The sequence below is a fragment of the Streptomyces goshikiensis genome, from assembly GCF_014650555.1.
Classification (GTDB): domain Bacteria; phylum Actinomycetota; class Actinomycetes; order Streptomycetales; family Streptomycetaceae; genus Streptomyces; species Streptomyces goshikiensis.
On the sequence record NZ_BMVE01000002.1, the window covers coordinates 1,096,409 to 1,108,853 of the forward strand.

A 12,445-nucleotide genomic window follows, 5' to 3' on the forward strand; every position below is an offset into this window, starting at 1 on the left:
GGTTCGGTTGCCAGGGAACGGGGACGGGACGGCGCCCTGACGCGGCGGGGCGGTCACCGGGGCAGCACCGTGACGGGGGTGGTCAGGGACGTCTTGGCGGCGGAGGGCCCCACGTACACGGTCCTCCGGCCGGTGCCCAGCCGCCAGCTGCCGGCGGAGGTGTCCCAGTAGCGCAGTTGCTCCTCGTCGACGGGGACGGTGACGCGCCGCTGCTCTCCCGGTTCGAGGGTGACCTTGCCGAATCCGGCGAGCTTGCGCAGCGCCTGGGGAGCCTGGGTGTCCGGGCTGGCGCCGAGGTAGACCTGGACGGTCTCCCGGCCCGCGCGGTCACCGGTGTTACGGACCGTGACCGTGGCGTCGAGTCCCCGGGGGGTGCGCACCACGGACAGGTCGCTGTAGGCGAAGGTGGTGTAGGACAGGCCGTACCCGAACGGGAAGAGCGGTGCTACGCCGGTCCGGTCGTACCAGCGGTAGCCGACATCCAGTCCCTCGGAGTAGGTCTCCTTGCCGTCGACGCCCGGGTAGCGGTGCGGGTCGCCGGCCATGGGGTGGCCGGTCTCGGTGGCGGGGAAGGTCTGCGTCAGCCGGCCGCTGGGGTCGGCGTCGCCGAACAGCAGCGCGGCGGTGGCCTCCGCGCCCTCTTGTCCCGGATACCACATCTCCAGCACGGCGGCGGTGTCGCGCAGCCAGGGCATGAGCACCGAGGAACCGGTGTTGAGGACGACGATCGTGCGGGGGTTGACCTTGGTGACCGCCGCGATGAGCTCGTCCTGCCGGCCGGGCAGGGACAGCGAGGTCCGGTCGACGCCTTCGGCGCTGTCGTCCTGGGCGAAGACGATGGCGGTGCGGGCCTTGGCCGCCGCCGCGACGGCGCGGTCGAAGTCGGTCCGGGCCGCCTCCGGAGTGACCCAGCTCAGTTCCACCGACAGTGGGGTCTTTTCGAAGGCCCACCCGTTCATGGTGACCTCGTGCGTGCCGCGGGTCAGATGCATCGTGGTGGTGACGGTGCCGAACGCCTCGGTGCCGAGGACAGCGGACTGTCCCGCGATCTGCAGGTTGGCGACCCCTCCGACGGCGCTGAAGGCGATCTTGTAGTCACCGTCGGCGGGAACGGTGAGCTGGCCCTTGTAGAAGACGCCCTGGCCGCCGGGCTGCAACTGCTTCCCGCCCTTGAAGGCGGGAGCGAGGGAGCTGTCGGGCACGGGCACGCCGACGAGGTCCTCGCCCGGCTCGTAGACGACCGTGGCCTTGTCGCCGGCGCGCCGTTCGATGGCGTCGACGGGGGCGGTCGCCCGGTCGGGTATGACGTGCGCGCTGCCGTTACCGGTGACCTTGGGGTGCTTCGCGCTGTTGCCGATGACGGCGATGTCCGCGGCCTTCCCGCCGGCCAGGGGCAACGTCCGTTGCTCGTTGCGCAGCAGCACGCCGCCGTTCTCGGCGATGGTGCGGGCCGTCTTACGGCCGGCCTCGGGGTCGCGCTGCGGGCGCTCGGTCGCCTTGCCGTCGAGCAGGCCGAAACGCTCCATCTGGCCGAGGATGCGGATGACGGACCGGTCGAGCGTCGCCTCGGGGATGCTGCCGTCCTCGATGGCCGTCTTGAGCGCGGAGGAGAAGTACTTGGAGTCCGGCACCGGCTGGCCCAGGGCCAGCTCGACGCCCAGTTCCTGGTCGAGGCCCTTGGTGATGTCGCTGGTGGCGTGGGTCGCCAGCCAGTCGGACAGCACCCAGCCGCGGAAGTCCCACTGTTCGCGCAGCACGTCCTGCAACAGATGCTCGTTGCTGCAGGCGTGCGTGCCGTTGACGCTGTTGTACGAGCACATCACCGAGGCGGCTCCCGCCTTGACGGCGCTGCGGAAGGCCGGCAGCTCCACCTCCTGGAGCGTCTGCTCGTCGACGGTGGCGTCGATGGTCTCCCGCTGGTACTCCTGGTTGTTCGCGGCGAAGTGCTTGACCGTGGCCATCAGGCCCTGGTCCTGGATGCCGCGGACCTCGTCGGCGGCCATCCGGGACGACAGCAGCGGATCCTCGCTGTACGTCTCGAAGTTCCGCCCGGCGTGGGGCACCCGGATGATGTTGGTCATGGGACCGAGGACGATGTCCTGCCCGAGGGCTCGTCCCTCCCGGCCCAGGACGGTGCCGTACTCCTCGGCAAGGTGTTCGTCGAACGTGGAGGCGAGCGCCACGGGTGTGGGCATGGCGGTGGCGGTACCGCCGAGCAGGCGGATGCCGACCGGGCCGTCGGCGGTGCGCAGCTCGGGTATGCCGAGTCGTTGGACGCCCGGCAGGTAGCCGATGCCGGTCATGGTCGGCCCGCCCACAGGCCCGGTGGTCCAGTGGACGAACGAGATCTTCTCGTCGAGGGTCATCTTCGCCACCAGGCTGCGCACCCGCGGCGTCCCGGGACCGGCGGCCGGAGCGCCGGTGGCGGAAGGGGCGGTGAGGAGACCGCCGACGCACAGGGCTGCGAGAGCGTAGCCGACGGCGCGCCGGGTTTGGCGGCCCGTTCTCCTTGTGCCGAACAGCATGCTGACACATGTCCTTTCTGCTGAGGCTGCCGTCCTCGTAGGGGCAGGGGCATTCGTCTCCGTAGGCACGACCCGGTCGCCGTCCGTACGGCCTCGGCGCGGCCCCGGGCGGAATACGCGTGTGAGGCCGGGTCCGCTCGCCTCAGTCCGTGTCTCAACGCTCACCAGGCCACGAGCATCGTGCGCGGTCCCCGCACCACCATCTGCGTCTTCCACTCGACGGCCTGGGCGAGGTGCAGCCCGGGGAGTCCGTCGAGCAGGGTCCGCAGCGCCTCCTGGAGTTCCAGCCGCGCGAGGGACGCACCGAGGCAGTGATGCGGACCGTGCCCGTAACCCAGGTGCTGACGGGCGTCGTCGCGGGTGATGTCGAGCACGCCGGGCGAACGGAAGCGCAGGGCGTCCCGGTTGGCCGCGTTCATCTGGACCAGAACCGGCTCGCCCGCCCGCACCAGGGTCCCGCCCACTTCGACGTCCTCGGTGGCGTAGCGCGGGAACCCCGCTTGGCTGCCCAGCGGAACGAATCGCGTCAGCTCTTCCACCGCGTTGTCCAGCAGGTCCGGACGGTCGCGGAGGAGGGCCAACTGGTCCGGCTGTTCGAGCAGGAGCAGGACGAAGTTGCTGATCTGGCTGGCCGTGGTCTCGTGTCCGGCGAACAGCAGGAAGACGATCAGGTTGACCAATTCCTCCTGCGAGAGCCGGCCCTCGGCGTCGCGGGCCTCCACGAGTGCCGATACGAGGTCGTCCTGCGGAGCGGCGCGGCGGTCTGCGATCAGGTCCGCCAGGTAGCCGGTCAACTCGCCGGCCAGCCGCACATGGTCCTCGGCGGTGAGCGAGCTGGTGGACATCGCTATGTCGCACCAGCCGCGGAACAGCGCACGGTCCTCCTCGGGCACGCCCAGCAGGCCGCAGATGACCGCCACGGGGATCGGGACGGCGTAGTGCTCCACGAGGTCGGCAGGTGCGCCGAGCGCCGTCATGTCCTGGAGCAGCGACTCGGTCATCTTCCTGACACGCGGCCGCATGGCCTCCACGCGGCGCGGAGTGAATGCTCTGGTCACCAGCCCGCGCAGCCTGGTGTGGTCAGGTGCGTCCATGCCGAGGATGCCGTTGGGGGTCCGCAGTTCCCGCATGCGCGGTGCGTCGTTCTCCGCCTCCGCGGCGTGGCTGAACCGCCGGTCGCCGAGTACGAAACGCGCGTCGTCGTAACGGCAGACGAGCCAGCTCGGCTCCCCGTACGGCATGTGGACCCACAGGAGTCCTGCGCTCTTCTGGGCCTGCTCGTACGCCTCGTCCAGGTCCAGTCCCGTCGAGCGGCTGAAGGGATAGGAGACAGGTGCGGACTTCGTGCTGGTCAATTCGGACCCCACATCGAGTCGGTCGGGTTCTTTCGCGTCCTGGGAACCGGAGTGCGGCGGCCGCGGCTCGGGACGGATCACTCAGCGGGGTAGCCCCACGTGACGGGAACCGCCTCGGGGGTGCGCATGAGGGAGCCGGTCCGCCAGCGGAGCTCGCTCGCGGGGACGGACAGCCGCAGCCCCGGCAGGCGTTCGACCAGGGTGCTCAGCACGACCTGCAGTTCAAGCCGTGCCAGGGGGGCGCCCATGCAGTAGTGGGCGCCGTGACCGAAGCCGAGGTGCGGGTTCTGGGCGCGTGTGAAGTCGAGGGACGCGGCACCGGGAAACGCCGTGTCGTCGAGGTTCGCGGACGCGATCGAGGTGATGACCGCCTCACCCGCGCGGATGAGCGTGCCGCCGATCTCGACGTCCTCCAGGGCGATGCGGGCGAACCCGTCCGTGGTGCTCAGCGGGGTGAAGCGCAGCAGCTCCTCGACGGCGGCGGGAACCAGGTCCGGGTCGGCGACCAGGCGCTCGTAGAGCCGGCGGTCGTCGAGCAGGAGGTGGACGAAGTTGCCGATCTGGGTGGCGGTGGTCTCGTAGCCGCTGATCAGCAGGCCGGCGCCCAGCATGAGAAGCTCGGCCTCGGAGAGCCGGTCGTCTTCGTCGCGGGCCTGGACCATGGTGCTGAGGAAGTCGTCGGTGGGCCGGGCGCGGCGATCGGCCACCAGCTCGGCCATGTAGGCGGTGAAGCCCTCTGTCACCCGCTGCAATTCCGCGGGACCCAGGGAGGAGGAGACCAGCGCCTCGGAGAAGTTGCGGAAGAGATGGCGGTCGTCGTAGGAGACGCCCAGCAGTCTGCAGATCACGGAGATCGACACGGGCAGCGCCAGATCTTCCATGATCTCACCGGACGGCTCGTCGCGCGCGACCATCCCGTCGAGCAGCTCATGGGTGAACCGCGAGACCTGCGGGCGCAGTTCCTCCACCCGGCGGGCGGTGAACGCCTTCCCGGCCAGCCGCCGGAGCCTGGTGTGTCCGGGCGGGTCCATGGAGATGAGACCGCCGGCGGGCAGCGGGTACTCGGTAGGCCGGGGCACATCACGTCCGGCCCCGGCCTCCATGCTGAACCGCGGGTCGCCCAGGACCGCCTTCACGTCGGCGTGCCGGGTCAGCAACCAGGCCTCACCCCCGTACGGCATACGGATCCGGGACACGGGCTCGTGCTCCCGCAGATGGCTGTAGAGCGGATCCAGCGCGATGCCCTCGGGCAGGGAGAAGGGGTACGGGCGAGTCTGGTGGACCGGACAACTAGACGTCATGGACACTCTCTCGGTCATACGGGGCGGCGGGAGGACTTGAGGGGAGCGGGCGCCCGCATGGCGAGCCCGGTTGCCGTCCGGATCGTCCGGCACACCGCTTCGGCGTGCTCGGTGAGGTAGAAGTGGCCTCCGGGGAAGGAACGGAACGCCGTCTCCCCGGTGGTCAGCCGGTGCCAGGCCAGGGCTCCGTCGGTGGGGACGTGGGGGTCCGCGCTTCCTGTCAGCACGGTGATCGGGCAGGAGAGCGGCGCCCCCGGGCGCCAGGTGTAGGTGGCGGCGGCCCGGTAGTCGTTGCGGATCGCGGGCAGGGCCAGTCGCAGGACTTCCTGGTCGGCCAGCACCCGGGGGTCGGTGCCTTGCAGTTCGGCGAGCTTGGCGACCAGTCGGTCGTCACTCAGGAGGTGCGCGGTGGTCCGATGGGCGATGGTCGGGGCGACGCGGCCGGAGACGAACAGGTGCGCCACCCTGCTTTCCGGCGCCTGTTCCGCGAGGCGGCGGGCGGTCTCGAATGCCACCAACGACCCCAGGCTGTGGCCGAAGAGCGCCACCGGCCGGTCCAGCCAGGGTCCGAGCGCCCCGGCGATCTGCGTCACCAGGCTGTCGACGGTGTCCACGAACGGCTCCAGGCGCCGGTCCTGCCGCCCGGGATACTGGACGGCGAGCACCTCGACCCAGTCCGGCAGCAGATGGGTGAAGGGGAGGAAGGCGCTGGCGCTGCCGCCGGCGTGCGGAAGGCACACGAGCCGAAGCGCGGGGTCGGCGACGGGCTGGTAGCGGCGCAGCCAGAGGTCGCCCGCGTCGGTGGAGCCGGGCGCGGTCGCGGCGGACCCTCCGCTCATGCGTGATCCGCTTCCGGGCGTCACGGTTTCAGCGCCTTCCACCACGTGCCGTTGTCCCGGTACCAGTCGACGGTCTCCGCGAGCCCGCGCTCGAAGGCGACGCGGGGAGCCCATCCCAGCTCCTCGGTGATCTTCCGGGTGTCCACGCAGTAGCGACGGTCGTGCGCCGCCCGGTCCGGCACCCTGTCCACCACGGACCAGTCGGCGCCGAAGACGCCGAGAAGACGACGGGTGAGGTCGACGTTGGACAGTTCCGTACCGCCACCGATGTTGTACACCTCTCCGGCCCTTCCCCGGCCGGCGACCATGGCGATGCCCCGGCAGTGGTCGTCCACGTGCAGCCAGTCGCGCCGGTGGAGGCCGTCGCCGTACAGGGGAAGGTGCAGGCCCTCCAGCAAGTGGGTCACGAAGAGCGGGACGACCTTTTCGGGGTGCTGATGGGGGCCGTAGTTGTTGGAGCAGCGCGTCACCCGGACGTCGAGGCCGTGTGTGCGGTGGAAGGCGAGCGCCAGGAGGTCGGAGGAGGCCTTGGACGCCGCGTAGGGGGAGTTCGGGTCCAGGGGGTCGGTTTCGGCCGAGGAGCCCTCGGGGACCGAACCGTACACCTCGTCGGTGGAGACGTGGACGAAGCGGCTCACGCCCGCCTCAAGCGCCGACCGCAGCAGTGTGTGCGTCCCCAGCACGTTGGTGGTGATGAAGGCGGCTGAGTCCGTGATCGAGCGGTCCACGTGCGATTCGGCGGCGAAATGCACCACCAGGTCGATGCCGCGCAGTGCCTGGGTGACCGTGGGCCGGTCGCAGATGTCGCCGTGCAGGAAGGTGTGACGGGGGTGGCCGGCGACCTCGGCGAGGTTCTCGGTGTTCCCGGCGTACGTGAGCTTGTCCAGCGAGAGGACGTGGGCGTCGGCCAGCTCCGGATAGGAGCCCGACAGGAGCTGTCTGACGAAGTGCGAGCCGATGAAGCCCGCCGCCCCGGTCACCAGGACGCGCATCCTTGATCTGCCTTTCTGCCGTGCTGTGTGGGGGAGGGGTGATCAACCGGTGAGCGTCGCCCCGAGTCCCGAGGCGACCTCCATGAGGTAGCCCCCGTAGCTGGAGGCGCTCAGCTCCTCACCCAGCCGGTAACAGGTGTCCGCGTCGATGAAGCCCATGCGCAGTGCGATCTCCTCGACGCAGGCGATGCGTACGCCCTGGCGCTGTTCCAGCAGCTGGACGTACTGACCCGCCTGGAGCAGGGAGTCGTGGGTCCCCATGTCCAGCCAGGCGAATCCACGACCGAGCTGGGTCAGCCGCGCCCGGCCCTGCTCCAGATAGGAGAGGTTGATGTCCGTGATCTCCAACTCGTTGCGAGTGGAAGGCTTGAGGTCCTTCGCCAGCTCCACCACGTCGTTGTCGTAGAAGTACAGCCCGGTGACCGCGAGGTTGGAGCGGGGACGGCTCGGTTTCTCCTCCAGCGACAACAGGTTCCCCTGCTCGTCGATCTCGGCGACGCCGTAGCGATCGGGCGACTTGGACGGATAACCGAACAGTTCGCATCCGTCGAGACGTTGGAGGGAGTGTTTCAGGACGGTGGAGAATCCGGGGCCGTGGAAGACGTTGTCGCCCAGAATGAGCGCCACCCGGTCGTTCCCGATGTGTTTGTCGCCGACCAGGAACGCGTCGGCGACACCGCGTGGCTCGTCCTGGACCGCGTAGTCGAGGTGGATACCGAGGCGTGAGCCGTCGCCGAGCATGACCTGGAACGTCTCCACGTGCTGGTGCGAGGAGATGATGAGGATGTCCTGGATTCCGGCCAGCATCAGTACCGACAGCGGATAGTAGATCATGGGTTTGTCATAAACGGGCAACTGCTGCTTGGAAAGCGCACCGGTCAGCGGCTGCAGTCGAGTGGCGCTGCCCCCAGCGAGGATTATCCCCCTCACCTTGGGGCGTTTCGGCGGTGTCTCGAACACGGTTGGTCCTCCGGGGCATGTATTGCCGATATGGGGGGTGGAGACGCTGTCCGAAGGGACCGGCCGGACCGGCGATCGCCTCGCGGACACAGCGGCAGACAGCATTCACCCCGACCCGGGACCCGTAATCCGAACACAAGGAATGCGGTGTCGTGAATGTCGAGGATGAGGAGTGCCTTTCGGTCTGCCGCGAGGCGGCGCGGCGCTTCCGAACCGCGGGGGATTCTCAGGCGGCGGCGAGGAAAGGAACCATGGCCGCGCCTCCTGCGCCGGAACGGTCTCCGGTACGGCCGGCCGTGCTCGGACGCCCTATGCCTCCGCCTTTTGCTGTTCCTGCCACGCCTGATAGGTCGGAAGCAATCCAAGACGTTCGGCGGTCGCCAGGGTCGGGGCGTTCTTGTCCCTGTCGGAGAGCAGCGGCTCGATGTCGGCCGGCCACACGATTCCGAGGTCCGGGTCGAGCGGATTGACGGAGTGCTCGCGTTCGGGAGCGTACCCGGAGGAGCACAGGTAGACGAGAGTGGCGTCGTCGGTGAGGGAGAGGAAAGCGCGACCCAGTCCCGCGGTCAGATAGACGGCGGTGTTGCGTTCCGCGTCCATGGGCACGATTTCCCAGCGCCCGAAGGTCGGCGAACCGATGCGGACGTCCACGATGACGTCGAGGCCCGCTCCGCGCACACATACGCTGTATTTGGCCTGACCGGGCGGGATCTCGGTGTAGTGGATCCCGCGCAGCGCGCCGCGGTGGGACACCGCGACATTGACCTGGGCCACCGGGAAATCATGACCGAACGTCTTACGGAACCTCTCGCCCCGGAACCACTCGTGGGACCTTCCGCGATGGTCGGAGTGGATGACGGGTTCCTGCGACCAGGCCCCCTCGATGCTGAGTGGATGCATCGCGTTCTTTCCTTCGGACCGATTGGTTGGGTACGGGGAGGGCCGGGGGGCCACGGCCGAGCCGATCAGCTGGAGCGTCTCCAGTAGGAACCCTGGCGATCGATCTGGTGGATCTCGTCGGTGATGCCGTGCTCGTCCCGGAACTCGTGGACGGCCTGCCGGCACGCCGGAATGCAGTAGTCGTCGACGATGACGTATCCGCCGACCGACACCTTGTGATAGAGGCTCGTGAGAACCTCCCTGGTGGCTGCGTACGAGTCCCCGTCGAGCCTCAGCACCGCGAGCTTCTCGATGGGCGCGGTGGGCATCGTGTCCTTGAACCAGCCGGGGAGGAACCGGACCTGGTCGTCCAGGAGCCCATAGCGTGCGAAGTTTCTTTTCACGGTCTCCACATCGACCGGGATGCTGAGGACTTCGTTGTACTGGCCGAGGTCGATGTCGACGTCCAGCTGGTGGTCGTCCTCGGTGGTCTTGGGGAAACCCTGGAAGGAGTCCGCGACCCACACCTTCCGGTCCCGCACGCCGTGCGCCTGGAACACGCCGCGGGCGAAGATGCACGCCCCGCCCCGCCAGACCCCGGTCTCCGCGAAGTCCCCCGGCACGCCGTCGCGCAGCACGTCCTCAAGGCACTTCTGTAGGTTGTCGAGCCGCTTGAGACCGACCATCGTGTGCGCGACGTGCGGGAAGTCCTCACCCACCGCGCGCAGCTCCGCGGAATACGAACTGCTCGTGATGAGGCCGGCGACATTGGTCTGGTCCTCGTAAATCATATTCGTCACGACCTTCTTCAGAAGGTCGAGATACAGGTCTGCATCGGCAGGTATGACTGTCATTTTCCTCACTTACGGGTAGCAGTGCCCAGCGGGCGTCTCGTTCAGGACGGGGGCCGCCGGGGCTGAATTACCTGTATCCACGCTGATGAGGTGGACGAGGTGGATGGGCTAGCCATCTAACCTCAGTGATCAGATTCGGGCAAGGGTCGAAAACCAGCCACGTCGCGTATCGATCCTGTCCGGAAGCGAGGGGCATATGGTGCAGTGACGACTGCGGCCGATCTGGCCGAACCTTGCTGCGGCGCTAACCGTGTGCTTGCATGTTGGACGTAGATCACCTTCTCCCGATTGCATTTAGGGTGAGGAAATCCTTGGAATCTTCAAAAGTCGTTCACAACAATCCCACGGAACCAGGCGTCGCATGGCCAGTTGCGCGTACCTGCCCCTTTACCCTCCCCGATCAGTACGCCGAGAAGCGTAAGGACGAGCCCATATGCCGGGCTCAGGTCTGGGACGGCTCCAGAACCTGGCTCATCACCAAGCACGAGCACGTGCGAGCCCTTCTCGCCGACCCCCGGATCACCATCGACCCGGCCAAGCTGCCCAAGCTCTCCGCCTCCGACGGCGACGGCGGCGGTTTCCGGTCGCTGCTGACCATGGATCCGCCGGACCACAGCGTTCTCCGCCGCATGCTCATACCCGAGTTCAGCGTGCGCCGGGTCCGGGAGATGCGCCCGGGCGTCGAACGCACGGTGCACAGGCTGCTGGACAGAATCCTCGAACAGCGGGGACCGGTGGACCTGGTGGCCGAACTCGCGCTGCCGATGTCCACCCTGGTGATCTGCCAGCTCCTCGGCGTGCCGTACGAAGACCATGAGTTCTTCCAGGAGCGCAGCGAACAGGCCACGCGGGTGGGCGGGAACGAGGAGTCACTGGCCGCCCTCCTGGAGCTGCGTGACTATCTGGACCGGTTGGTCACCGCAAAGATCGAGACTCCGGGCGACGACCTGTTGTGCCGGCTCATCGCCGATCGACTGCACACCGGTGAGATGCGGCACGCCGAGATCGTGGACAACGCCGTGCTGTTGCTCGCCGCCGGTCACGAGACCAGTGCCAGCATGGTGGCACTGAGTGTCCTGACACTGTTGCAGCACCCCGACGCATCAACGCAGTTGCGTGGCGACAGTACGCTGCTGCCCCAGGCGGTCGACGAGCTCCTGCGTTTCCACTCCATCGCGGACGGCCTTCGGCGGGCGGTCACAGAGGACATCGAGCTCGGCGGCATCACGCTGCGAGCCGGGGACGGTCTCATCCTCTCGCTGGCTTCCGCCAACCGCGACGAGAGCGCCTTCGCCTCCCCGGACGACTTCGACCTGCACGGCTCGGCACGCCAGCACGTCGCCTTCGGTTACGGCCCGCACCAGTGCCTGGGGCAGAACCTGGCCCGGCTGGAGCTGGAGGTCACACTGGGCGCGGTGGTGGAGCGCATTCCCACACTCAGGCTGGCCGGCGAAGTCGACGCACTGCGCGTCAAGCGCGACTCGACGATCTTCGGGCTGCACGAGCTGCCGGTCGAGTGGTGACGGAAGGGGGATACAGCGTGCGGGTGACAGTCGAGCAGAGCCGGTGCCTGGGAGCCGGCCAGTGCGAGCAGTTGGTACCGGAGGTTTTCCGCCAGGACGAGGAAGGACTGAGCCGGGTCCTGGTCGCCGAGCCCGAGCCGGCGTTGTGGCCGCGGGTGCTCCAGACGGTGCAACTCTGCCCCGTACAGGCCGTGATCGTCCAAGAGGCTCCTGGACGCGCGCCGCAGGACACCGAGTGACTGCTGACCGCTGGGCCGGCCGCACGGTGCTCGTCACGGGTGCACTGGGGTTCATCGGCTCCCACTTCGTCCGGCAGCTGGACGCGCGCGGAGCCGAGGTGCTGGCCCTGTACCGCACCGAACGGCCCGAAATCCAAGCCGAGTTCGCGGCACTGAACCGGGTCCGCTTAGTGCGGACCGAGCTGCGGGACGAGTCGGACGTGCGGGGAGCCTTCAAGTACCTGGCACCTTCCATCGACACCGTCGTCCACTGCGCGGCCATGGACGGCAACGCACAGTTCAAGCTGGAACGCTCGGCCGAGATCCTCGACAGCAACCAGCGCACCATCTCCAACCTGCTCAACTGCGTGCGGGATTTCGGCGTGGGCGAGGTTGTCGTCATGAGCTCCTCCGAGCTGTACTCCGCCTCGCCCACCGTGGCGGCGCGCGAGGAGGACGACTTCCGCAGGTCCATGCGGTACACGGACAACGGCTACGTCCTGTCCAAGACCTACGGCGAGATCCTGGCCAGGCTCCACCGCGAGCAGTTCGGCACCAACGTCTTCCTGGTGCGACCGGGCAACGTCTACGGGCCGGGGGACGGATTCGACCGCTCCCGGGGCCGGGTGATCCCGAGCATGCTGGCCAAGGCCGACGCGGGCGAGGAGATCGAGATCTGGGGGGACGGCAGCCAGACCCGGTCCTTCGTGCACGTCGCCGACCTGGTGCGGGCCTCGCTGCGCCTGCTGGAGACCGGAAAGTACCCGGAGATGAACGTGGCCGGCGCGGAGCAGGTCTCCATCCTGGAGCTGGCCCGGATGGTGATGGCCGTCCTGGGACGGCCCGAGCGCATCCGCCTCGACCCCAGCCGCCCGGTCGGCGCCCCGAGCAGACTTCTGGATCTGTCCAGAATGTCAGAAGTGATCGACTTCGATCCCCAGCCTCTGCGGGCCGGGCTGGAAGAGACCGCTCGCTGGTACCGCCTTCACAAGCGCTGAA

General features: G+C 68.4%; 11 protein-coding genes. 3 read left to right on the forward strand and 8 right to left on the reverse strand.

Annotated elements, in window-relative coordinates; genetic code table 11:
- Positions 1-53: 53 nt before the first annotated feature.
- The 8 genes from IE248_RS10045 to IE248_RS10080 form a co-directional block, all read right to left on the reverse strand.
- Positions 54-2,525, reverse strand: coding sequence for a beta-glucosidase family protein (locus IE248_RS10045; protein WP_190030441.1), 2,472 nt, complete (start codon positions 2,523-2,525; stop codon positions 54-56).
- Between the two features lie 161 nt (positions 2,526-2,686).
- The gene (locus IE248_RS10050; protein ID WP_190030442.1) at positions 2,687-3,880 is read right to left on the reverse strand and encodes a cytochrome P450; all 1,194 of its coding nucleotides are present in this window, start codon (positions 3,878-3,880) and stop codon (positions 2,687-2,689) included.
- 77 nt (positions 3,881-3,957) lie between these two features.
- On the reverse strand, positions 3,958-5,181 hold the full coding sequence (locus IE248_RS10055) for a cytochrome P450 (RefSeq protein ID WP_190030443.1): 1,224 nt from the start codon (positions 5,179-5,181) through the stop codon (positions 3,958-3,960).
- Positions 5,182-5,195: 14 nt separating this feature from the next.
- Positions 5,196-6,020: a thioesterase II family protein gene (locus tag IE248_RS10060; RefSeq protein ID WP_190030444.1), complete on the reverse strand. Its 825-nt coding sequence runs from the start codon at positions 6,018-6,020 to the stop codon at positions 5,196-5,198.
- A gap of 20 nt (positions 6,021-6,040) precedes the next feature.
- A complete protein-coding gene (gene rfbB, locus IE248_RS10065) occupies positions 6,041-7,012 on the reverse strand; it encodes a dTDP-glucose 4,6-dehydratase (RefSeq protein WP_190030445.1) in 972 nt (323 codons plus the stop codon).
- 42 nt (positions 7,013-7,054) lie between these two features.
- Entirely contained in the window at positions 7,055-7,942 is an 888-nt protein-coding gene (gene rfbA, locus IE248_RS10070) for a glucose-1-phosphate thymidylyltransferase RfbA (RefSeq protein WP_063781072.1), read from the reverse strand.
- Positions 7,943-8,281: 339 nt separating this feature from the next.
- Positions 8,282-8,872, reverse strand: a complete 591-nt coding sequence (gerF, locus tag IE248_RS10075) for a dTDP-4-dehydro-6-deoxyglucose 3-epimerase GerF (RefSeq protein ID WP_190030446.1) — start codon at positions 8,870-8,872, stop codon at positions 8,282-8,284.
- Between the two features lie 65 nt (positions 8,873-8,937).
- Complete coding sequence (locus IE248_RS10080) at positions 8,938-9,705, reverse strand: TylF/MycF family methyltransferase (RefSeq protein ID WP_073796601.1); 768 nt, start codon at positions 9,703-9,705, stop codon at positions 8,938-8,940.
- Positions 9,706-10,196: 491 nt separating this feature from the next.
- Here IE248_RS10080 and IE248_RS10085 point away from each other — a divergent pair, with 491 nt between their 5' ends.
- From IE248_RS10085 to IE248_RS10095, 3 genes are read left to right on the forward strand one after another with little or no spacing between them, the layout of a single operon-like run.
- Positions 10,197-11,228 (forward strand): cytochrome P450, encoded by a 1,032-nt coding sequence (locus tag IE248_RS10085; protein WP_229895213.1) that lies wholly within the window; start codon positions 10,197-10,199, stop codon positions 11,226-11,228.
- Positions 11,229-11,251: 23 nt separating this feature from the next.
- Complete coding sequence (locus IE248_RS10090) at positions 11,252-11,467, forward strand: ferredoxin (protein ID WP_229895214.1); 216 nt, start codon at positions 11,252-11,254, stop codon at positions 11,465-11,467.
- A complete protein-coding gene (locus IE248_RS10095; protein ID WP_190030449.1) occupies positions 11,464-12,444 on the forward strand; it encodes an NAD-dependent epimerase/dehydratase family protein in 981 nt (326 codons plus the stop codon). Before IE248_RS10090 ends, IE248_RS10095 begins: the two co-directional genes overlap by 4 nt.
- Position 12,445 lies beyond the last annotated feature (1 nt).

Coding starts and splice junctions, on each gene's coding strand:
- IE248_RS10045 (WP_190030441.1), bottom strand. CDS start 2,525: ATGCTGTTCGGCACAAGGAGAACGGGCCGCCAAACCCGGCGCGCCGTC.
- IE248_RS10055 (WP_190030443.1), bottom strand. CDS start 5,181: ATGACGTCTAGTTGTCCGGTCCACCAGACTCGCCCGTACCCCTTCTCC.
- IE248_RS10060 (WP_190030444.1), bottom strand. CDS start 6,020: ATGAGCGGAGGGTCCGCCGCGACCGCGCCCGGCTCCACCGACGCGGGC.
- rfbB (WP_190030445.1), bottom strand. CDS start 7,012: ATGCGCGTCCTGGTGACCGGGGCGGCGGGCTTCATCGGCTCGCACTTC.
- gerF (WP_190030446.1), bottom strand. CDS start 8,872: ATGCATCCACTCAGCATCGAGGGGGCCTGGTCGCAGGAACCCGTCATC.
- IE248_RS10080 (WP_073796601.1), bottom strand. CDS start 9,705: ATGACAGTCATACCTGCCGATGCAGACCTGTATCTCGACCTTCTGAAG.